This window comes from Microbacterium sp. S1037 (assembly GCF_048381605.1).
Lineage (GTDB): Bacteria > Actinomycetota > Actinomycetes > Actinomycetales > Microbacteriaceae > Microbacterium > Microbacterium testaceum_B.
Genome location: NZ_JBLWIG010000001.1, coordinates 457,279 through 478,543, shown reverse-complemented (window position 1 = coordinate 478,543; position 21,265 = coordinate 457,279). Strand labels below are relative to the sequence as shown.

Sequence of the window (21,265 nt, the reverse complement as noted above, 5' to 3'; positions counted from 1 at the left end):
TCACCCCGCGCGCCACTGCTCCTCTCCCGTGAACGGGACCACGGGCGGCGGCGTCGGCCTCGTCTCGATCTCGATGCGCTTACCGGTGCGCGCCGACTCCTGGAGGGCCGTCATCACCTCGAGCACGTGCAGCGCGATGGCGGCATCCGTGCGATCCGAGCCGGTCCGGATCCGATCCAGGATGCCGATCCCGCGGCCCGCGTGCTCGTATCCGGCGCGCTCGGTCACGGCGTGCCACTCGTCCTGACGGCCGGCGCACACGCGCACCTCGCCGTCGAACAGGTTGGGGTCGGGGACCGACAGGGTGCCCGTCTCGCCGTAGACCTCGATCGGGGCCGCATCGCTGACCGGTGCGTCGAAGCTGAAGGTCACCGTCGACACCGCGCTGCCGACGTGCTCGAGGACCCCCGTCACATGGGTGTCGACCTCGACGGGGATGACCTCGCCCGCGCGCGGGCCACTAGCGATGGTCCGCGTGTCCCGCGGTCGCGACGACGCTCCCGACACCCGGGCGACGGGTCCGAGGAGGTGGAACAGTGTCGTGAGGTAGTACGGGCCCATGTCGAGCAGCGGCCCGCCGCCCTCGCGGTAGTAGAAATCGGGGTGCGGATGCCACGCCTCGTGGCCCGCGGACACCCACGTCGCCGTGGCGGCGAGGGGGCGACCGATGGTACCGGCCGCGAGAGCGGCGCGCGCGGTCTGGACGCCCGTGCCGAGCACGGTGTCGGGGGCGCAGCCGAGCCACGACGCGTCGCGTTCGCCGACGATCCGGCGGGCGTCCGCGAGCGTCGCCGCGAGCGGCTTCTCCCCGAAGACGTCCTTGCCGGCGGCGAGGGCTTTCGAGGCGATCTCGGCGTGCGCGGCGGGAACGGTGAGGTTCAGGACGGTCTGCACCGCCGGGTCGGCGACGAGGTCGTCGACGCTGAGGGCACGGCATCCGTCGATCCCGTTCGCGATCTCTTCGGCGCGCGCGTGGTCGAGGTCGGCGGTCGCGACGATCCGTACGTCGGGGTGGTCGCCGAGGGTGGCGAGGTACTGCGCCGAGATGACGCCGAGGCCGACTATTCCGATACCGTGCGGCTGGCCCACAGCAGTCCCCTTTCGATGATGGTGCGCACCGACGGCTCCCGCAGGACGTCGGGGGTGTGCCCCGGGGTGGCGACGAAGACGCGTCCCGCGCCCCACGTGCGGGTCCACACCGCCGGCGACACGATCGGGCGATGCCACGGGTGATACGGCTGCACGGGGTGGGTGGTCGTGGCGAGGACGTCGTTCAGATCGTCGGTCAGCACCCAGTACTGCTCGGTGTCGAGGTCGAAGTCGTCGAGGCCCGCGGTGATCTCGTGCGTGCGGCCGAGGTCGGTGATCTCGACGCGGTACGGGAGGTAGTTGTCTTCCTCGGTGCCGGGTCGCTCATCGGGATGACGACCCGGATGCGTGGCGAACTGCCCGCCGACGAGCTGCAGGTAGTCCGACGACGCGCGGTAGGAGTCGGCGATACCTCCGTGCCATCCGGTCAGTCCCGTGCCGTTCGCGACGGCGGTGCGCAGCCCCGCGAGAGCCTCGCGAGAGATCTCCGACATCGTGACGCACTGCAGCACGAGGTCGGTCGCGGCCATCTCGTCGGCGTCGGCGTACACCTCGTTCGACTCGCTGACGCGGACGTCGAAGCCGTTGTCGCGCAGGAACGGCAGGAACAGCTCGGTCGCCTCGACCGGATGGTGGCCGTCCCACCCTCCGCGCACGACCAGCGCTCGTCGATGGCTCATGCGTCCTCCTCGTCGTGGATGGATGCCACCCTCCCACGGCCCTCGCGGCGGGACGCGAAGCTTTGCGCAAAAGTCCGCGGCATCCGGCACACTGAGATCGTGTCCCGCCCCACGCTCGCCCAGGTCGCGGACGCCGCGGGCGTGAGCATCGCGACGGTGTCGCGGGTGCTGCGCGAGCGCGGCGAGATCTCGCCGACAACGCGTGCCCGCGTGCGAGACGCGGCTGACGCGCTCGGATACGGCGCGGGCGGACGGGGGCGTCCGCGCGCGGGGACTGCGCGGCTCATCGACCTCGTGATGGGGCGGTACGACGGTCCGTACAGCGAAGAGGTGGTCGTCGGCGCGCGCGAGGCCGCGACGCGTCTCGGGTACGACCTCGTCCTCACCGCCGAGCGGGACGACCCCGCCGACGACTGGCCCGCGCGCATCGCCGCGCGCGGCTCGGGCGGCGTCGTGCTGGGCCTGAACGTCCCGACGGCCCGGCAGCTCGCGAGGCTCGAGGCCGCGGCGATCCCGCTCGTGCTGTTCGAGCCCTCGTCGGAGTCGCGCGTTCCGCTCCCGAACGTCCGCACGACCGACCGCGCGGGCGGCGCGGACGCCGCGCGGCACCTGCTCGACCGCGGCGCGCGTCGCTTCGTCGTGGTCGACGGCGCCCCCTCGTACCGGTGGGGTCGGGCGCGTGTCGAGGGCTTCGGTGCGGCGCTCGCGGAGATCGTTCCGGATGCCGTGCTCCGCCGCGTCGCGACCGGGTGGAGCGCGAGCGGAGCCCGGCGTGTGGTCCGAGCGGTCCTTCCGGAGCTGCCGGGCGACGGTTCCGTCGGGGTCTTCGCGTGCTCGGACGAGATGGCCGCCGGCGTGTACGCGGCGGCGGCCGATCTGGGGCTCGGCATCCCGGACGACGTGCTCGTGGTGGGCTTCGACGACGTCCGCGGTGCCCGGTGGCTGCGCCCCGCGCTGACGACGGTGCGGCAGCCGATCCGCGAGATGGCTGCCGCCGCGGTGGAGCTGCTCGTGCAGCCGCCGCTGGCGGGGGCGCCCACGACGATCGAGCTGCCGACGCGGTTGATGGTGCGGGGGTCGACGGGGTGAGGCGCGGCCGCGTCGATCGCGGACGGTCTCGCGTCCGGGGATGCCGTGGACGCACAGGTCGACCTGGGGACGCCCCGGTCGCCACGGGCATCCGTGTGACGGACGGAGGACGGGGGTGCGCCGGAGGATCCGGTGGCGCGATTCATCCTCCGCTCGTCCCTGGACTTCCGCGCGTCACGGGCCGCCGCGCCGTCGCGCGCTAGGGTCGCGGAGTGACCTCGCGGCGTGCTCGTGCGATCACGCGGCTCGTCTCCGCGAGCATCGCGCTCGTCGTCGTGCTCATCGCGTACGGACTCCGTATCGCCGTGGGCGACGGCAATCCCTTCGACTTCTTCGGATACTTCACGAACCAGACGAGCAGTCTGACCGCACTGGTGCTGATGGCGGTGGCGCTCCGTCAGCTCCGTGGGCGCGGGGTCCCCGAGGCTCTCGCCGTCGCCTGGGGCGTCGGGACCGCCTGCCTCGTCGTCGTCGCGGTCGTCTACAACACCCTCGTGCCCGGAGCGGGGTCGGCCCCGCCGTGGGTCAGCGCGATCCTCCACATCGTGTTCCCGGTGTTCGTCGTGGCCGACTTCGCCTCGGCATCCGATCGCCCGCGCCTGCGCTGGCGAGCGCTGTGGTGGGTGCTTCCCTACCCGTGCCTCTGGCTCGCCGTCGTCCTCGTGCGCGGGCAGACGGATGGCTGGGTGCCCTACGGTTTCCTCCTGCCCGAGCGCGGCCCGGTCTCGCTCGCGGCGCACGTGATCGGCATCCTGGCGCTGTTGATGCTCGCGGCGACGGGCGTGTGGGGGCTGAGTCGGTGGCGTTCTCGAGCTCACGCGCGCGAGCCGGTGTCGCGCGCCTGATCTTCTGCGCGCCGCCGTCGTGGGCGGCTTCTGTGCGACGCGGGTCGGTGCGGGGGCCGCGAGCCCCACGTATCGGGCGGTGCGTCGACGGCCTCAGCTCGTCGGACCGACGGATGCCGCGAGCCGGGCGACGTGCGCGGCGATCCGCTTCGCCCGCAGGGCGTCGCTCGTCGCGGTGACCACCGGGTGCAGCACGGAGTACCTCTCGCTCTTGTTCAGCGCCTCGAACGCACGAGCGGCCGCGGGCTCGGCATCCAGCGCCGCCTGCAGGTCGGGCGGGACCTGGATCGTGGCGGACCCCGCGTACGCGCGGTCCCACCGCCCGTCGGCCTGGGCACGGGCGATCTCGTCGGCGCCGCGCGGGCGCATGCGCCCCTCCTCGATCAGGCGCGCCACGATGTCGACGTTGCGCGTGGACCACATCGATCGCGCGCGGCGCGGAGTGAAGTGCTGGCGGAAGGTCGCGGCATCCCGAGACTGTTTGCGCCCGTCGATCCATCCGCTGCAGAGAGCCTCGTCGAGGGCCTCGGCGTAGGTGAGCGAGGTCGGCTCGGTCGTGCCCTTCTTCGCGAGGACGAGCCAGACACCGTCGCTCGTGCTCTCGTTCGCGTCGAGCCACGCGCGCCAGCGCGCGACATCGGCGACGGTGAGTTCGGGTGGGTCGGCCACGGGCGCCTCCTCGTGCGGGGTGTCTTCGGAGAGTAGTGCGGGCGTCCGACATGGCGCCGACGGGGGCACGATGTACTCGCGATCGCCTTGGCGGGCGCTGGAGTCGCTCGAGAATCGTTTGAACGCGAAACGGCCCCGCCCGGTGTGGGCGGGGCCGAATCATCGCGTCAGCGCTGCGCGGGTGCTCTGCCGGTGAGCTTCGCCGCCTCGCGGTCGTTGGCGGACCAGACATAGGCGACGACGCCGAGGATGGCGGCGGGCGCGAGGGCGGACAGCAAGAACAGCCCGATCCCGGCCCACAGTCCCTCGTTCGCGAACGTGGGGCTCACGGCGAAGCCGATGCCGACGAGGACGAGAGTCGCGACGAGAAGCAGCCGGTTGCGATGCGTGCGAGTCATGATTCATCCCCCTCCGGGGTGCGAGACAGGTCGGCAGATTACCTGGCTGTACGCCGGTCCGGTAAGCCCGTCCGTGAAGTACACCCACAGTTCATCACCGGGGCAGAACCCGTTGCCCGCGACGTATTCGTTGGCGATGGTCACCGCGAACCCCGAAAACATCCACTGAGCTCAGGAAGCGTCCAGGGAACATCCACCGGGCATGCACGAGATGTCCCCCAGACGGGCGACGAACGTTTGCGCACGAGCATTCGAAGGGGTACTTCGCGGCCTCCCGCTCATGGCCGAGCAAGCGAGGCGTGCCGCGGAGGTGCTCGAGCCGGCCGCTGGCGGCTCCTGCTGGGCCACTATCGTGCCGTAGCTGAGGGGAATCGTCCCCACCGCCCCTCCACGGCCCGACTACGTCGGCCCGCGGAGCCTCCGGCGGCGTGGGCCCACCCAAGGCTTCGATTCGCGGCAACACGAAAGCCCTCCCGAACGGCCTGCGGCCGCCCGTGAGGGCTTTGAGGGGCTGACGGGAATCGTCCCTACCGCCCCTCCACGCGCCGCTGCGCGGCGCGCGGAGCCTCCGGCGGCAGGGGCCCACCCGCTGCGGGATTCGGTTCCTACGGCACCCACGCGAAAGGCCCGCCACACCGCCTGCGGCGGTGAGTCGGGCCTTTTGAGGGGCTGACGGGAATCGAACCCGCGCTGTCTGCTTGGGAAGCAGAAGTTCTGCCATTGAACTACAGCCCCGGATGCCATGCGGCAACCCGGCCAGCATAACAGCGTCTGCGTCGCGCGCCGGCGGCGGCGTACGGCATCCCTCCCCGAACCGCAGGTGATTCGCGAGGTCGCGCACGACCGCGGCCCCACGCGTGTGGTCTCGGCCGAAGCCGTCACGTCACGCGACGACACGGCCGGACCCCGCGCTCTAGGCTGGCCTCGTGCTGCTCTCCGATCGCGACATCCGAGCCGAACTCGCCTCCGGACGCCTGGGGCTCGACCCCTTCGATCCGGCCATGGTGCAGCCGTCGAGCGTCGACGTCCGGCTCGACCGCTACTTCCGGCTGTTCGACAACCACAAGTACCCCTTCATCGACCCGGCCGAAGACCAGCCCGAGTTGACCCGTCTGATCGAGGTCGACCCCGACGAGCCGTTCATCCTCCACCCGGGCGAGTTCGCGCTCGGCTCGACCTTCGAGCGGGTCTCGTTGCCCGACGACGTCGCGGCGCGCCTCGAGGGCAAGTCGTCGCTCGGTCGTCTCGGCCTGCTGACCCACTCGACCGCCGGGTTCATCGACCCCGGATTCTCCGGCCACGTCACGCTCGAGCTCTCGAACGTCGCCACGCTGCCCATCAAGCTCTGGCCCGGGATGAAGATCGGCCAGGTCTGCTACTTCCGCCTGACCTCGCCCGCCGAGAGCCCGTACGGTTCGGGGCCCTATGGCAACCGGTACCAGGGCCAGCGCGGGCCGACGGCCTCGCGCTCCGCGCTGAACTTCCACCGGACCGACGTCGGCGCGACCGACGCGGGCTCCGCCGGACGCTGAGCACCACGCGAACAGCCCCATCGAGTCGAGCTCGGTGGGGCTGTTCGCTGCGCGGCGCGTGCCACGCCATAAACGCGATCCACGCACAGAAACACGATGTGCTCGTGTTTCCGGTCGCGGAGAGCGTTTATCGCTGATCATTCGGATGCCGAGGGCGCACCGGATGCCGAAGCCTCGCGGCCGCGGACGAACCCGGCGTCGAAGCCGCGCTCGAAGGCGCGCTGCGCCGCACGGTGGGCGCGGTGCGAACCGCCGTGACGGTGCTCGCCGTCGTGGTCCGCACCGTAACCGTGTCCGCCGAAGCTGCGCTCGCCGCGCCCGAAACCGTCGCGGTGGCTGTGTCGACCGTGGCCGTGCTCACCGTGCTCCGCACGCTCCGACCCGTTGCGGTGGCCGCGCTCGGCGTGCTCGCCGTGCTCGAACCCCGCGTGGTCGCCGTGCCCGCGGAATCCGGGACCGAAGCCGCGTCCGAAGCCCCGGCCGGCACCGGGACCGAATGCGGGCCCGAACGCAGGGCCGAACCCGGGACCGAAGCCCCCGCGACCCCCGCGGAATCCACGGGGCCCGGAGACCGTGGCATCCACCCCGAGGGCGTCCGCGACGGCATCGAGTGAGGCGCTGAGCTGGGCCAGCTCGTCGGCCGGGAGATCGGCGAGGATCGACGCGCGATCGGCGTCGACCCGGTCGAGGATCGCGCGACCCTCGTCGGTGAGCGCCCAGACGTCGTCGCTGCGGACGATCCAGCCGCGCTCGGCGAGAGCCGCGACGCGCTTTCCGCCGCGGGCGATGCGGTCGCTCACCCAGGGGGCGTCGAGGCGACCGTCGATGACGCTGAGGATCGCGATGGTCCGCGGGTCGAGGTCGCTCTCACGGAGCAGCTCGAACAGGCGGTGGTGCAGCGCATGGCTCACGGCGCTCAGGCGATGGGCGAGGCTGCGGGCATCAAGAGAAGAAGAAGAGGTGTTCATGGGGTGTCCTTTCGTGGGCGGGGAATCCGCCGATGTATGTCATGTGACAACGAATGTACTGTGACATGTATTCCGAATGCTTGTCAAGCGACATGTAAAATTCCCTCGTGACCTCCGATCCCGCCGACGACATCGCCGCCGCTCTCGCGAAGCTGCGCGGGCGACGCCCGCGTCCCCCGTTCGGTCCGGACGAGCATCACCACCACCCCCACTCCCACGGCGGGCCGTGGGGCCGCGGAGCGCCGCCGTGGGCGGATCCCTCGCACGGACGCTTCGGCGGACCCGCACGCCTGCGCATGCTGGATGCGCTGGTCGCGGCATCCGATGCCCTGTCCGTCAGCGAGATCGCCGAAGCGGTGGGTGTGGATCAGCCGCGCGCTTCGCGCCTCGTGCAGCAGGCGACGCAGATGGGTCTCGTCGCACGCGAGCCCGACCCCGACGACGCCCGCCGCACCCGCGTGCGCCTCACTCCCGAGGGCGAGAAGCTCATCTCGAGTTTCCGCGGAAGGCGACGGGATGCCGTGCGCTCCGCGCTCGAGTCGTTCACCGAGGCCGAGCGCGCCGATCTCGCGCGTCTGCTGGCCAAATTCGCGGAGGCGTGGCCGCGGGACTGAGTCCGTGGCATCCGGGATCGTCCGCGCCGCGCGGGCGAAACTCCTGAGAAGTCGCGTGCGAGGGGGACGCCCGCCGTGAGGTCACGGGGGCGTTCGGGGCGGCGGCGCGGAAAGTCAGGAGTTTCGCACGCGCGCCTCGACCCCGTGCGGCGCCCGACCGCAACGCGGGGGCTCCACGCCGCTACACACGAAGCGAGCGCGGCGGCTCAGACGATCGCGGCCGGCTTCGCCTTCACCGGGAGCAGCAGCGCCAGGCCGACGGCGAGGATGAGCACGATCCCCAGGATGCCGAGGCGCGTGTCGCCCGTCAGCCCGACGAACAGGGCGAACAGGCCGGGGGCGAGGAACGACACCGCTCGTCCGGTGGTCGCGTAGAGGCCGAAGATCTCGCCCTCGCGGCCCTCCGGTGCGACGCGCGCGAGGAACGACCGGCTCGCCGACTGCACCGGACCGACGAAGGCGCACAGGCCGAGGCCCACGATCCAGAACCCGGTCTGCGACGTTCCGATGAAGAGCATCGCCGCGCCGAGCACGATCAGGCAGATCAGCGAGGCGGCGATCACGCGTTTCGGCCCGAAGCGGTCGTCGAAGCGTCCCGCCGCGAACGTGCTCACCCCCGCCACGACGTTCGCCGCGACGGCGAAGTAAAGCACCTCGGTCGAGCTGAAGCCGAACACCTGCGCCGCGATGATCGCGCCGAACGTGAACACGCCCGTCAGGCCGTCGCGGAAAACCGCGCTCGCGACGAGGAACAGCAGTGCCTGCCGGCTGTCGCGCCAGAGGGACCGCAGCGTATTCCACAGCACGACGTACGAGCGGAAGAATCCCACCCGCACCTCGCGCCGCTGCGCCGGGATCTCGGGCACGCGCACCAGCACCGGGATCGCGAACACGGCGTACCAGAGGGCGGATGCCAGGATCGCGAGCCGGATGTTCAGGCCACCGTCCTTCGACACGGCGAGGAGGCCACCGGCATCCGGATTCCCGAAGCTCTGGATGAACAGCACGAGCAGCAGGACGAGCAGCACGATTCCGCCGACGTATCCCATGCCCCAGCCGAAGCCCGAGACGCGGCCGATGTTCTCGCGCGTCGAGACCTGCGTGAGCATCGCGTAGTAGTTGACGCTGGCGAACTCGAAGAAGACGTTCCCGACGGCGATGAGCGTCGCGCCGAGGATGAGGTACGCGGGTGTGCCTTCGACGAACACCATGGCGGCCATCGCCAGCACCACGAGACCCGTGTTCACGCCGAGCCAGAGCTTGCGGCGTCCGGTGCCGTCGGAGCGTTGGCCGAGCACCGGGGCCACCAGCGCGACCACGATGCCGGCGAACATCAGTGCCAGACCGACGATGCTGGCGTTCTCGGCGAGGGCGTGCACGAGCGCGGGGTCGTCGTCGTTCCCGTTCGCGGCGGCCACGATCGCCGGGTCGACGAAGAGTTCGCTCGCGAGGTACGTGCTGAACACGAACGTCGTCACGACGGCGTTGAAGGCGGCCGAGCCCCAGTCCCAGAGGGCCCAGGCGATGACCGGGCGTCGGGTCGAGACGTTCCGTGAGGCGGCGGTCCCGGGGGAAGGCATGTCGGTCACGCTAGGGTCCTTCGGTGAACGCCCGGTGCGCCGGGAGACAGCCGCGCCGGCATCGGCGCGCGCGTTCAGGTTATCCTCAGGCCCGCGCGCGACAGCGGAGCGGACTACCGTGGAGTCATGGCATCCGAAACCCCCGTCGACTCCGCTGAGGCTGAGACCACCCCCGAGAAGCTCACCTTCGCCGATCTGGGACTGGATGCCGCCGTGCTCAAGGCCCTGAAAGACGTGGGCTACGAGACTCCGTCGGCTATCCAGGCCGCCACGATCCCCGTGCTGCTGCAGGGGCGCGACGTCGTCGGCCTCGCCCAGACCGGAACCGGCAAGACCGCGGCCTTCGCGCTGCCGGTGCTGTCGCAGATGGAGACCGGGCACAAGAACCCGCAGGCCCTCGTGCTCGCGCCCACGCGAGAGCTCGCGCTGCAGGTCTGCGAGGCGTTCGAGAAGTACGCCGCGCACATCAAGGGCGTCTCGGTGCTGCCCGTCTACGGCGGCCAGGGCTACGGCCAGCAGCTGTCGGCGCTGCGCCGCGGCGTCGACGTGATCGTCGGCACCCCCGGTCGCATCATGGACCACCTCGACAAGGGCACGCTCGACCTGAGCGAGCTGAAGTTCCTCGTGCTCGACGAGGCCGACGAGATGCTCAAGATGGGCTTCGCCGAAGACGTCGAGACGATCCTCGCCGACACCCCCTCGACCAAGCAGGTCGCGCTCTTCTCCGCGACGATGCCGGCGCAGATCCGCCGCATCTCGGCGCAGTACCTCAACGACCCCGAAGAGATCACGGTCAAGACCAAGACCACGACCTCGGCGAACATCACGCAGCGCTACCTCGTGGTGTCGTACCAGCAGAAGATCGACGCCCTCACGCGCATCCTCGAGGTCGAGAACTTCGAGGGCATGATCGTGTTCACCCGCACGAAGAACGAGACCGAGACCGTCGCCGAGAAGCTGCGCGCCCGCGGATACACCGCCGCCGCGATCAACGGCGACATCGCCCAGGTGCAGCGCGAGCGCACGGTCAATCAGCTGAAGTCGGGCAAGCTCGACATCCTCGTCGCCACCGACGTCGCCGCGCGCGGCCTCGACGTCGACCGCATCAGCCACGTCGTGAACTACGACCTGCCGATCGACACCGAGTCGTACGTGCACCGTATCGGTCGTACCGGCCGCGCGGGTCGGACCGGGGATGCCATCAGCTTCGTCACCCCGCGCGAGCGCCGCATGCTCACCGCGATCGAGAAGGCCACGCGCCAGCCGCTGACCGAGATGTCGCTGCCGAGCGTCGACGACGTCAACGCCACGCGCCTGACCCGCTTCGACGACGCGATCACCGCCGCCCTCGAAGACACGGCGGCGATCGCGACCTTCCGCGACGTCGTCGCGCACTACGTCGCGCACCACGACGTGCCCGAGGCCGACGTGGCCGCGGCGCTCGCCGTGGTCGCGCAGGGCGACACCCCGCTGCTGCTCGAGGAGGAGACGATCCAACAGCCGCGGTTCGACCGCGACCGCGCGGACCGCCCGGCGCGCGAGCCGCGCGAGGGAGGAGACCGCCGCAGCAGCGGTGGCCGCTTCGCGACGTACCGCATCGCGGTGGGGCGTCGCCAGCGCGTCGAACCTCGTCAGATCGTCGGGGCCCTCGCCAACGAGGGCGGCCTTCGTCGCAACGACTTCGGGGCGATCCAGATCCGCCAGGACTTCTCGCTCGTCGAGCTCCCCGCCGACCTCTCGCGCGACACGATCGACCGTCTCGCCGACACCCGCATCTCGGGCCAGCTGATCGACCTGCGCCTCGACCAGGGCGGGCGCTCCGCGAAGCGCAGCGACCGACCGCAGCGCCGTTCGTTCGACCGCGACCGCGACTGAGCCTCCGCGCGGCCGCTGCGCCGGGTCCGCGGCATCCGTCCCCGTGCCCCGCGCTCGTCGCGGCCCGAGGTTCGGCATCCATCGACGCCCCCGTACCCCTTCGGTTCGGGGGCGTCGTCGTCTCGTCGCTCCCCTCCGGAGCCACCTCGTCCCACTTATGGCCGCTTGAGCGCCCCTGGACTGGCCATAAGTGGGACATGAACCGCCAGAAGTGGGACAACCCCCTGTTGGCAGGCTCGCCCAGCCGTCCCGAAGTTGAGCCAATTCATATCAAGTCTCCTTGACGCCTCGCGGGGGCTGCGATAACCTTGAGTCATCGCGGCTCAACCCGTGAGAAGACTTCATCAGAACCACGAGCTCGGCACCGGTCGGGCTCACAAGCAAGGAGACACATATGCCACGTGCAGTGGGAATCGACCTCGGTACGACCAACTCCGTCGTGAGTGTCCTCGAGGGTGGCGAGCCCAAGGTCATCGCCAACGCCGAGGGTTTCCGCACGACCCCCTCGGTCGTCGCGTTCACGAAGGACGGCGAGGTGCTCGTCGGCGAGACCGCCAAGCGCCAGGCCGTGACCAACGTCGACCGCACCATCTCGAGCGTCAAGCGCCACATGGGCACGACCTGGACCTTCGACGTCGACGGCAAGAAGTGGACGCCGCAGGAGATCTCCGCCCGCATCCTGCAGAAGCTCAAGCGCGACGCCGAGGAGTACCTGGGCGACAGCGTGACGGATGCCGTCATCACGGTCCCCGCGTACTTCAACGACGCCGAGCGTCAGGCCACCAAGGAGGCCGGTGAGATCGCGGGCCTCAACGTCCTGCGCATCATCAACGAGCCCACCGCGGCCGCCCTGGCCTACGGCCTCGACAAGGGCAAGGAGGACGAGCTCATCCTCGTGTTCGACCTCGGTGGTGGAACGTTCGACGTCTCGCTGCTCGAGGTGGGCAAGGACGACGACTTCTCGACCATCCAGGTGCGCGCGACCGCCGGTGACAACCGTCTCGGTGGTGACGACTGGGACCAGCGCCTCGTCGAGTACCTCATCAAGCAGTTCAAGGACACCACCGGTGTCGACGTCTCGGGTGACAAGATCGCCCTCCAGCGTCTGAAGGAAGCGGCCGAGCAGGCCAAGAAGGAGCTGTCGAGCTCGACCTCGACCTCGATCAACCTGCCCTACCTGTCGCTGACCGACTCCGGCCCCGTGTCGCTGAGCGAGACGATCACGCGCGCCAAGTTCGAGGACCTCACCAAGGACCTCCTCGACCGCACCCGCAAGCCCTTCTCCGACGTCATCCGCGAGGCCGGCGTCAAGGTCGACGACATCGCCCACGTGGTGCTCGTCGGTGGCTCGACCCGCATGCCCGCGGTCGCCGAGCTGGTCAAGAAGGAGACGGGTAAGGACGCCAACAAGGGCGTGAACCCCGACGAGGTCGTGGCCGTCGGTGCAGCCCTCCAGGCCGGTGTCCTCAAGGGTGAGCGCAAGGACGTGCTGCTCATCGACGTCACCCCCCTGAGCCTCGGCATCGAGACCAAGGGCGGCATCATGACGAAGCTCATCGAGCGCAACACGGCCATCCCCACCAAGCGCAGCGAAACCTTCACCACCGCCGACGACAACCAGCCGTCGGTCGCGATCCAGGTCTTCCAGGGCGAGCGCGAGTTCACCCGCGACAACAAGCCGCTGGGCACCTTCGAGCTCACCGGTATCGCTCCGGCTCCCCGTGGCATCCCGCAGGTCGAGGTCACCTTCGACATCGACGCGAACGGCATCGTGCACGTGTCCGCGAAGGACAAGGGCACCGGCAAGGAGCAGTCGATGACCATCACGGGCGGCTCGTCGCTCCCGAAGGAAGACATCGAGCGCATGGTCCGCGAGGCCGAGGAGAACGCCGCGGAGGACAAGAAGCGCCGCGAGTCCGCCGAGACCCGCAACCAGGCCGAGACGCTCTCGTACTCGATCGAGAAGCTGATCAAGGAGAACGAGGACAAGCTCCCCGCCGAGGTCAAGACCGAGGTGCAGGGCGACGTCGACGCGCTCAAGACGGCTCTCGCCGGTGACGACGACGACGCGGTCAAGACCGCGTTCGACAAGCTGAACGCCAGCCAGGGCAAGCTCGGCGAGGCGATCTACGCCTCGTCGCAGGCTGCGGGCGAGCCCGCTGACCCCAACGTGGGCCAGCCCGGCAACGGCGAGACGCCGAACCCCGAGGAAGACGTCATCGACGCCGAGGTCGTCGACGACGAGAACCCCGACGAGAAGAAGTAAGCAGAGAACATGGCACACAAGGACGACGAACAGCCCACGGGCTCGGGCGCCGGTCCTGACGAGACGGGGCCGGAGGAGAACACCTCCGGCCCCGCGCCGTCGGGCGAGCAGTCCGAGACGCAGGACGCAGGCCAGACCCCGGATGCCGAGGGCCTGACCATCGACGACATCCTCGGCGCCGAGCAGACTCCCGAGGCAGCCGCAGAGGGCGCTTCCTCCGACAAGGAGGCGTCGCTGCTGATCGACCTCAAGCGTCTGCAGGCCGAGTACGCGAACTACCGTCGACGGACCGAGGAGCAGCGCGAGCGCGAGATCGAGCGCGCCAAGGGCGAGGCCGTGAAGGGCCTGCTGCCCGTCATGGACGACCTCGACCGCGCCGCCAAGCACGGCGACCTCGTCGAGGGCAGCCCGCTCGCCGCCATCGGCGAGAAGGTCCGCGCCGTGGCCGAGCGCCTCGGTGTGGTCTCGTACGGCGCCGTCGGCGAGGTGTTCGACCCGCAGCAGCACGAGGCGATCTTCCAGGCTCCGACCCCGGGTGCGACGGAGACGACGATCCTCGAGGTCGTCGAGGTCGGCTACCGCCTCGGCTCGGTCGAACTGCGACCGGCGAAGGTCGTCGTCGCCGTGCCGGCCTAAGAGGAGGACACATGGCGAGTCAGGACTGGTTCGACAAGGACTTCTACAAGGTCCTCGGTGTCGACAAGGGCGTGAGCGCGGCCGATCTGAAGAAGACCTACCGCAAGCTGGCGCGCCAGTACCACCCCGACTCGAACCCGGGCGACGCGAAAGCGGAGGCCAAGTTCAAGGAGATCAGCGAGGCCTACTCGGTGCTCAACGATCCCGAGCAGCGCGAGGAGTACGACCAGATCCGGGCCATGGGCTCGGGGGCGCGCTTCTCGGCTCCGGGGACGGGTGCCGGCGGCGGTTTCGATGACGTGTTCAGCCGTTTCGGTCAGCAGCGCGGGGGAACCACGGGCGGTCCCGCCGGCTTCGAGGACTTCTTCTCGATGTTCGACCAGGGCGGAGGGGGCTTCGGCTCCGGACGCTTCGGTCAGACGACGGGCGGATACCGCGGCTTCGGCGGCCCCCAGCGCGGGGCCGACGTCACGGCGCGCACGACGATCGACTTCGTCACCGCGGCCAAGGGCGAGACCATCACGCTGCAGGGCGAGGACAACAAGCCCTTCAAGGTGAAGATCCCGGCCGGCGTCTCGGACGGGCAGAAGATCCGCCTGCGTGGTCGTGGTCGTCCTTCCCCGGACGGCGGCGAGAGCGGCGACATCGTCGTGACCGTCGCGGTGCGTCCGCACCCGGTGTTCACCCGTGACGGCCTCAACCTGCGGCTGACGGTCCCCGTGACCTTCACCGAGGCGGCTCTCGGCGCGACCATCGAGGTGCCCACCCTCGGCGGCGACCCGGTGCGGCTGCGTGTCGCCCCGGGCACTCCGTCGGGGCGCGTGCTGCGCGTCAAGGGGCGTGGCATCCAGACCTCCAAGGGCACCGGCGACCTGCTCGCCGAAGTCCAGGTCGCGGTCCCCGCGCACCTCGACGACGCCGCCCGCGAGGCCCTCGAGCGTTTCCACGAGCTCGAACCGAAAGAGAATCCCCGCGCCGACCTGATGGCCAAGGCGCGATAACACCACCACGCCGGGGCTCGGCATCCGGGATCACGGATGCCGGGACCCGGCGAACGGCACGAGCGAGAGGAGAAGACGTGGCCGACCGAGAGATCGATGAGGATTCCCCCATCTTCGCCATCGCCGTCGCCGCCGAGCTGTCGAACATGCACCCGCAGACCCTGCGGCAGTACGACCGGCTCGGCCTTGTCGTCCCCGCGCGCACCCAGGGTGGGTCGCGCCGGTACTCGAGCCGGCACGTGCAGCAGCTGCGCGAGGTCGCGCGCCTGTCGAGCGAGGGCATGAGTCTCCCCGCGATCGCGCGCCTGTTGACACTCGAGCAGCAGGTGCACGACCTGTCGCGCCGCGTGAGCGAGCTCGAGCGTCAGCTCATCGCCGAGCGCGAGTCCCGCCCGGGCGCGCGCGTGTTCGCGGCGGGGGCGACCGGGTCGGTCGTGACCCTGCGCCACGGTGCGCGCGTGCGTCGCGCGACCGACATCGTGCTGTGGCGTCCGCGCGACGCGCACGGCGACTGACGCTCCCGCAGGCGCCGCCGGCTCACGCCGGATCGAGTCGCAGAACGGTCGGTGACTCGCCCAGTTTCAGGTCGTCGACGATGCGCACCGTCCGGGCGATGTCGTCCACAGCGCCGATGACCGTGCCGAAACGCTCGCGGTCGGAGCAGACCGCGGTGACCGTCACGAAGTGCGAGCCCGTGTCCCACGTGTAGGTCGCGAACGGCGGCGTCTTCGGGTCGCTCGGCAGGGGCATCGCGAGCTTCTCGCCGACGCCGAGGAAGGGGTTCCGGAACGACTCGGTGTCGTCGTACTCCATCGGCATCATCGCGCGCGCCGTGCGCAGCTGCGGCGTCGCCTCCTGCAGCTGCGCCATCACGACGAGCAGCTCGGGGTCGCTCTTCCACACCCACACGAGCACGCGTCCGGCCGCGCGCCGCATGAGCAGCGGAGCGGCCTGGCTGAGGATCCACGCGAAAGCTCCGCCCCCGGGCCGGGGCGTCGAGCCCGCGGCGGTGTTCGCCTGGTTCAGCAGCATGCCGATGGCGGCCTTGCGGTGGCGGCGGCCGCGGAATCCGAGGGAGCCCGTCACGGGCACCCAGCGGTCGGCGGGAGCGTCGGCCTGCAGTCGGGACATGGGTCCAGCCTAGAACCCTCCACGCTTGCCATTCGATGGAAAGTGCGTTTCACTAGACGACATGGCTGATGCCTCCACACGCACCGTCGACCGGGCGCTGACGCTGCTCGCGACCGTCTGCGACGACGGCCCCCTGACTCTCGCGGACGCCGCTCGGGCGGTCGGCCTCTCGGCGAGTACCGCGCTGCGCCTGCTCCGCACGCTCGAAGCGCAGGAGTTCGTCCGGCGCGTCGACGACGGTCGTTACGCGGCCGGTGTGCGCATGATCCAGCTCGGCGCGCGGGCGCTGTCGAACGACGCCCTCGTGTCGCTCGCCGAGCCCGCCCTCTCGCGGGTCGTCGCCGAGACAGGCGAGTCGAGTTACCTCGCGGTGCGCGGTCCCGGCGACACCGCGCTCTACATCGCGATCATCGAGGGCACGCACTCGATCCGCCACTCCAGCTGGGTCGGTCGCACCATTCCGCGCGAGGGTTCCGCGGCCGGGGCCGTGCTCGGCGGTGAGGTCGCGCGGGATGAATACGTCGTCGTCACCCAGGGTGTGGAAGACGACGTCACCGCCATTGCCGCCCCCATCGTCGTGGGAGGGCGGGTCGTGGCATCCCTGTCCGTCGTCGTCCCCAGCTATCGCACCACCGAAGCCAAGACCGCCGAGATCGGGCGCATCCTCGTCCGCGAGAGCGGCACGATCGGAGCGTCGTCAGACGTCGAAGGAGAGAGAACACCATGACCGGAAACCGCGAGATCCGCGCCCCGCGAGGGACGTCGCTGACGGCCAAGAGCTGGCAGACCGAGGCCCCGCTGCGGATGCTCATGAACAACCTCGACCCCGAGGTCGCCGAACGTCCCGAAGACCTCATCGTCTACGGCGGCACCGGGAAGGCCGCCCGCAACTGGGCGAGCTACGACGCGATCGTCGCCACCCTCGCCGACCTCGACGACGATGAGACGCTGCTGGTGCAGTCGGGCAAGCCCGTGGGGGTGTTCCGCACGAACGTGTGGGCACCGCGCGTCCTTCTGGCCAACTCGAACCTCGTCGGCGACTGGGCCACCTGGCCCGAGTTCCGCCGTCTCGAGGCCGAGGGGCTCATGATGTACGGCCAGATGACGGCCGGGTCGTGGATCTACATCGGCACGCAGGGCATCCTCCAGGGCACCTACGAGACCTTCGCGGCCGTTGCCCGCAAGCGCTTCGGAGGCACCCTCGCGGGAACCCTGACCGTCACCGGCGGCTGCGGTGGCATGGGCGGCGCCCAGCCTCTGTCGGTCACGCTCAACGGCGGTGTCGTGCTCATCGTCGACGTCGATGAGACGCGCCTTCGCCGTCGCCAGGGCAAGCGCTACCTCGACGAGGTCACCACCGACCTCGACGATGCTCTCGAGCGTGTGCTCGCCGCGAAGGCCGAGGGACGCGCCCTCTCGGTCGGTCTCGTGGGCAACAGCGCCGAGGTGCTGCCGGAACTGCTGCGCCGCGAGGTGCCGGTCGACATCGTGACCGACCAGACCTCCGCCCACGATCCCCTCGCCTACCTCCCCGCGGGCATCGCGTTCGAGGACTGGCGCACCGAGTCGGCCCGCGACCCCGAGGGCTTCACCGCCCGCTCGCGCGCTTCGATGGCCCGCCACGTCGAGGCGATGGTCGAGTTCCAGAAGCGCGGGGCCGAGGTGTTCGACTACGGCAACTCGATCCGCGACGAGGCGCGTCAGGGCGGCTACGCCGACGCGTTCGCCTTCCCCGGCTTCGTGCCGGCGTACATCCGGCCGCTGTTCTGCGAGGGTCTCGGCCCGTTCCGCTGGGTCGCGCTGTCGGGTGACCCGGCCGACATCGCCGTCACCGACCAGGCGATCCTCGAGCTCTTCCCCGAGAACGAGGGGCTGAAGCGCTGGATCACGGCGGCGCAGGAGCACGTCGAGTTCGAGGGGCTACCCGCCCGCATCTGCTGGCTCGGCTACGGCGACCGCGCCAAGGCCGCCGTCCGGTTCAACGAGCTCGTCGCCGAGGGCAAGATCTCGGCCCCGATCGTCATCGGTCGTGACCACCTCGACTCGGGATCGGTGGCCTCGCCCTACCGCGAGACCGAGGCGATGGCCGACGGATCGGATGCCATCGCCGACTGGCCCCTCCTGAACGCGCTCATCAACACCGCCTCCGGCGCCACCTGGGTGTCGTTGCACCACGGCGGTGGCGTCGGCATCGGTCGTTCCATCCACGCGGGCCAGGTCTCGGTCGCCGACGGCACCCCGCTCGCCGCCGAGAAGCTCCAGCGCCTGCTGACGAACGACCCCGGCATGGGTGTGATCCGCCACGTCGACGCAGGCTACGACCGCGCGATCGAGGTCGCCCGCGAGCGCGGGGTGCGCGTCCCGATGCTCGACTCATGACCCCCGTCACAACCCTCCTCGACGCCATCTCGGGCATCGGCCGCGAGCCCCGCAGCGGCGGCTACGCCCGCCCGGTCTTCTCCACCGCGGAGCGTGACCTCCGCGCGTGGTTCGTCGCCGAGGCCGAGGCCCGTGGACTCGACGTCGAGGTCGACCGCAACGGCATCCTGTGGGCCTGGTGGGGGATGCCGGGACCCGGCGCCGTCGTCACGGGGAGCCACCTCGACTCGGTGCCCGGTGGCGGGGCGTTCGACGGCCCGCTCGGGATCGCGGCGGCGCTCGCCGCGGTCGACGTGCTGCGCTCGCGCGGGGTGACGCCGGCGAAGCCGCTCGCGATCGCGGTCTTCCCCGAGGAGGAGGGCTCGCGGTTCGGCGTCGCGTGCCTCGGTTCGCGCCTGCTGACGGGGGCGTTGTCTCCGGATGCCGCGCGCCGCCTCACCGACCGTGACGGCGACACGCTCGCCGACGTCTTCGCGGCCGGGGGCATCGACCCGGCGGGGATCGGCCCCGACCCCGAGACGCTCGCGCGCATCGGCGTCTTCGTCGAACTCCACGTCGAACAGGGCCGTGGCCTCATCGACCTCGACCGTCCTTTCGCGGTCGCGGAGTCGATCCTCGGCCACGGACGGTTCAAGGTGTCGGTGCGCGGCGAGGGCAACCACGCCGGGACGACCCTCATGGCCGACCGCCGCGATCCGCTCGTCGCCGCCGCCGGAATGGTCGGGCGCATCGCCGAGTTGGCCGGGGCCGTCGACGACGCGCGCGCCACCGTCGGCCGGTTCGAGCCGGTCCCCGGCGGCACGAACGTCATCGCGTCGTCCGTCGACTTCTGGATCGACGCTCGGCATCCCGACGATGCCGTCACCCGTCGTCTCGTCGCCGACATCGACCGCATGTGCGTCGAGCTCGCGGCCGCGCGCGGGTGCGAGGCGGTGCTCGTCGAGGAATCGTGGAGTCCCACGGTCGGCTTCGATCCGTCGCTCGCGCGCCGCCTCGGCTCGGCGCTCGGCGATGCCCCGCACCTGCGTACGGGCGCCGGTCACGACGCGGGGATCCTCTCAAGCGCCGTTCCCACCGGGATGCTGTTCGTCCGCAATCCCTCGGGGATCTCGCATTCGCCCGAAGAGCACGTCGTCGACGCGGACGCCGACGCGTCCGCCACGGCGCTCGCCGACGTCCTCCAGGACCTGTTGTCGTGACGACCTTCTGGGCCCTGCGGGCGTGGATCGGCGATGCCGTGGCATCGGGCGTGCGCATCACGGCATCCGAGGGTCTCATCGACTCCGTCGCGACCGGGACAATTCCGGATGCCGACGACCACCGCCTCGACGGACTCGTGCTGCCGGGCGCAGTCAACGCGCACTCGCACGCCTTCCACCGGCTGCTGCGCGGGCGCACGCACGGCGACGGCGGCAGCTTCTGGACGTGGCGTGAGCTGATGTACCGCGAAGCGGGCCGCCTCGACCCCGAGTCGTACGAACGCATCGCGACCGCGGTCTACGCCGAGATGGTCGCCGCCGGCTGGACCTCGGTCGCCGAGTTCCACTACGTGCACCACGCGCCGGACGCCTCGCCGTACGCGCCTGCTCACGCGATGGAGCGCGCGCTTGCGCGCGCGGCCCGGGCCAGTGGCATCCGTCTCACCCTTCTCGACACGTGTTACCTCTCCCGCGGCTTCGGGGAACCTCTCGAACCCGCACAGCGGCGCTTCGGGGATCCGGATGCCGCCGCCTGGCTCGCACGGCTGTCGGCGCTGCGCGCGTCGTTCGCCGACGAGTTCCCCGAGGTCGTTGTCGGTGCGGCCGCGCACTCGGTGCGTGCTGTCCCGGTCGACGCTCTCGAGCGGATCGGCGCCGAGCTCGATCCGGCGATCCCGCTGCACGTGCACCTGTCGGAGCAGCCGGCCGAGAACGAGGCGTGCCTCGAGGCGACCGGTCTCACCCCCACGGCCCTCCTGGCCCGCAGCGGCCTGCTCTCGCCGCGGCTCTCGGCCGTGCACGCCACGCACCTCACCGACGACGACATCGCGGCGCTCGGCGCCGCTCGCGCGACGATCGTGATGTGCCCGACCACCGAGGCCGACCTCGGCGACGGCGTCGGTCCCGCCCGCCGCCTGGCCGACGCGGGGGCGCGCCTCGCGCTCGGAACCGATCAGCACGCCGTCGTCGACCCGCTGCTCGAAGCCCGCGCGCTCGAGCACGGAGAGCGGCTCGCCTCGGGTCGGCGTGGACGATTCGCTCCCACCGAGCTCGTCGCCGCGCTCACCCGCGGGGGCGCGCCCGCGGTCGGTCGTGGCGTGGGCGCGATCGCGGTCGGACAGCCGTGCGATCTCCTCGTGGTCGACGAGAACAGCGCCCGAACCGCCGGGAGCGACCCCGGGCAGCTCGTGCTGAGCGCGACCGCGCACGACGTGACGCGTGTGATCATCGGGGGACGCGAGCGTGCCGCAGACGGCGTGCACACCGACCTCGGCCCGGTCGGCGACCTGCTGCGAAAGGCGATGACATCGTGAG

20 protein-coding genes and 1 tRNA gene are annotated in these 21,265 nt (G+C 70.8%); 13 read left to right on the top strand and 8 right to left on the bottom strand.

Annotation, left to right across the window (positions count from 1 at the left end):
- Together ACMW4R_RS02050 and ACMW4R_RS02045 are read right to left on the bottom strand one after the other, a co-directional pair.
- Entirely contained in the window at positions 1 to 1,089 is a 1,089-nt protein-coding gene (locus tag ACMW4R_RS02050) for a Gfo/Idh/MocA family protein (RefSeq protein ID WP_418299004.1), read from the bottom strand.
- Positions 1,062 to 1,769 (bottom strand): ThuA domain-containing protein, encoded by a 708-nt coding sequence (locus tag ACMW4R_RS02045; RefSeq protein ID WP_418299003.1) that lies wholly within the window; start codon positions 1,767 to 1,769, stop codon positions 1,062 to 1,064. Before ACMW4R_RS02045 ends, ACMW4R_RS02050 begins: the two co-directional genes overlap by 28 nt.
- A 99-nt stretch (positions 1,770 to 1,868) precedes the next feature.
- On the opposite strand from ACMW4R_RS02045, the gene ACMW4R_RS02040 reads away from it, so the two are divergent.
- The gene (locus ACMW4R_RS02040) at positions 1,869 to 2,858 is read left to right on the top strand and encodes a LacI family DNA-binding transcriptional regulator (RefSeq protein ID WP_418299002.1); all 990 of its coding nucleotides are present in this window, start codon (positions 1,869 to 1,871) and stop codon (positions 2,856 to 2,858) included.
- A gap of 212 nt (positions 2,859 to 3,070) precedes the next feature.
- Entirely contained in the window at positions 3,071 to 3,703 is a 633-nt protein-coding gene (locus ACMW4R_RS02035; RefSeq protein ID WP_418299001.1) for a Pr6Pr family membrane protein, read from the top strand.
- Positions 3,704 to 3,796: 93 nt separating this feature from the next.
- Here ACMW4R_RS02035 and ACMW4R_RS02030 read toward each other — a convergent pair whose 3' ends face one another.
- The 3 genes from ACMW4R_RS02030 to ACMW4R_RS02020 form a co-directional block, all read right to left on the bottom strand.
- A complete protein-coding gene (locus ACMW4R_RS02030; protein WP_418299000.1) occupies positions 3,797 to 4,372 on the bottom strand; it encodes a YdeI/OmpD-associated family protein in 576 nt (191 codons plus the stop codon).
- A gap of 167 nt (positions 4,373 to 4,539) precedes the next feature.
- Positions 4,540 to 4,770, bottom strand: a complete 231-nt coding sequence (locus ACMW4R_RS02025) for a hypothetical protein (protein ID WP_418298999.1) — start codon at positions 4,768 to 4,770, stop codon at positions 4,540 to 4,542.
- Positions 4,771 to 5,434: 664 nt separating this feature from the next.
- Positions 5,435 to 5,505 (bottom strand) — tRNA-Gly (locus ACMW4R_RS02020).
- Positions 5,506 to 5,696: 191 nt separating this feature from the next.
- On the opposite strand from ACMW4R_RS02020, the gene dcd reads away from it, so the two are divergent.
- Positions 5,697 to 6,302: a dCTP deaminase gene (dcd, locus tag ACMW4R_RS02015; RefSeq protein WP_058597005.1), complete on the top strand. Its 606-nt coding sequence runs from the start codon at positions 5,697 to 5,699 to the stop codon at positions 6,300 to 6,302.
- A 137-nt stretch (positions 6,303 to 6,439) separates the two neighbouring features.
- On the opposite strand, the gene ACMW4R_RS02010 is transcribed toward dcd, so the two are convergent.
- The gene (locus tag ACMW4R_RS02010) at positions 6,440 to 7,270 is read right to left on the bottom strand and encodes a MarR family winged helix-turn-helix transcriptional regulator (RefSeq protein ID WP_418298998.1); all 831 of its coding nucleotides are present in this window, start codon (positions 7,268 to 7,270) and stop codon (positions 6,440 to 6,442) included.
- A gap of 107 nt (positions 7,271 to 7,377) precedes the next feature.
- Between ACMW4R_RS02010 and ACMW4R_RS02005 the strand changes: the two genes are divergently transcribed.
- The gene (locus tag ACMW4R_RS02005; protein WP_418298997.1) at positions 7,378 to 7,884 is read left to right on the top strand and encodes a MarR family winged helix-turn-helix transcriptional regulator; all 507 of its coding nucleotides are present in this window, start codon (positions 7,378 to 7,380) and stop codon (positions 7,882 to 7,884) included.
- A 206-nt stretch (positions 7,885 to 8,090) separates the two neighbouring features.
- Here ACMW4R_RS02005 and ACMW4R_RS02000 read toward each other — a convergent pair whose 3' ends face one another.
- Entirely contained in the window at positions 8,091 to 9,464 is a 1,374-nt protein-coding gene (locus ACMW4R_RS02000) for an MFS transporter (protein WP_418298996.1), read from the bottom strand.
- 126 nt (positions 9,465 to 9,590) lie between these two features.
- Between ACMW4R_RS02000 and ACMW4R_RS01995 the strand changes: the two genes are divergently transcribed.
- The 5 genes from ACMW4R_RS01995 to ACMW4R_RS01975 all read left to right on the top strand — a co-directional run bounded on the left by ACMW4R_RS01995 (position 9,591) and on the right by ACMW4R_RS01975 (position 15,757).
- Entirely contained in the window at positions 9,591 to 11,339 is a 1,749-nt protein-coding gene (locus ACMW4R_RS01995; protein ID WP_058614173.1) for a DEAD/DEAH box helicase, read from the top strand.
- 394 nt (positions 11,340 to 11,733) lie between these two features.
- Positions 11,734 to 13,605 (top strand): molecular chaperone DnaK, encoded by a 1,872-nt coding sequence (gene dnaK / locus ACMW4R_RS01990; protein WP_058597008.1) that lies wholly within the window; start codon positions 11,734 to 11,736, stop codon positions 13,603 to 13,605.
- Between the two features lie 9 nt (positions 13,606 to 13,614).
- Positions 13,615 to 14,241: a nucleotide exchange factor GrpE gene (locus tag ACMW4R_RS01985; RefSeq protein ID WP_058597009.1), complete on the top strand. Its 627-nt coding sequence runs from the start codon at positions 13,615 to 13,617 to the stop codon at positions 14,239 to 14,241.
- An 11-nt stretch (positions 14,242 to 14,252) separates the two neighbouring features.
- Positions 14,253 to 15,242, top strand: coding sequence for a DnaJ C-terminal domain-containing protein (locus ACMW4R_RS01980; RefSeq protein ID WP_058597010.1), 990 nt, complete (start codon positions 14,253 to 14,255; stop codon positions 15,240 to 15,242).
- A gap of 77 nt (positions 15,243 to 15,319) precedes the next feature.
- A complete protein-coding gene (locus tag ACMW4R_RS01975) occupies positions 15,320 to 15,757 on the top strand; it encodes a heat shock protein transcriptional repressor HspR (RefSeq protein ID WP_058597011.1) in 438 nt (145 codons plus the stop codon).
- Between the two features lie 22 nt (positions 15,758 to 15,779).
- Here ACMW4R_RS01975 and ACMW4R_RS01970 read toward each other — a convergent pair whose 3' ends face one another.
- Entirely contained in the window at positions 15,780 to 16,373 is a 594-nt protein-coding gene (locus ACMW4R_RS01970) for a hypothetical protein (protein ID WP_058614171.1), read from the bottom strand.
- Between the two features lie 61 nt (positions 16,374 to 16,434).
- On the opposite strand from ACMW4R_RS01970, the gene ACMW4R_RS01965 reads away from it, so the two are divergent.
- From ACMW4R_RS01965 to ACMW4R_RS01950, 4 genes are read left to right on the top strand one after another with little or no spacing between them, the layout of a single operon-like run.
- On the top strand, positions 16,435 to 17,100 hold the full coding sequence (locus ACMW4R_RS01965) for an IclR family transcriptional regulator (RefSeq protein WP_058597013.1): 666 nt from the start codon (positions 16,435 to 16,437) through the stop codon (positions 17,098 to 17,100).
- Positions 17,097 to 18,752: a urocanate hydratase gene (gene hutU / locus ACMW4R_RS01960; RefSeq protein ID WP_058597014.1), complete on the top strand. Its 1,656-nt coding sequence runs from the start codon at positions 17,097 to 17,099 to the stop codon at positions 18,750 to 18,752. Before ACMW4R_RS01965 ends, hutU begins: the two co-directional genes overlap by 4 nt.
- Positions 18,749 to 19,951 (top strand): allantoate amidohydrolase, encoded by a 1,203-nt coding sequence (locus tag ACMW4R_RS01955; RefSeq protein ID WP_418298995.1) that lies wholly within the window; start codon positions 18,749 to 18,751, stop codon positions 19,949 to 19,951. Before hutU ends, ACMW4R_RS01955 begins: the two co-directional genes overlap by 4 nt.
- The gene (locus ACMW4R_RS01950; RefSeq protein ID WP_418298994.1) at positions 19,948 to 21,264 is read left to right on the top strand and encodes a formimidoylglutamate deiminase; all 1,317 of its coding nucleotides are present in this window, start codon (positions 19,948 to 19,950) and stop codon (positions 21,262 to 21,264) included. Before ACMW4R_RS01955 ends, ACMW4R_RS01950 begins: the two co-directional genes overlap by 4 nt.
- Position 21,265: the final 1 nt, after the last annotated feature.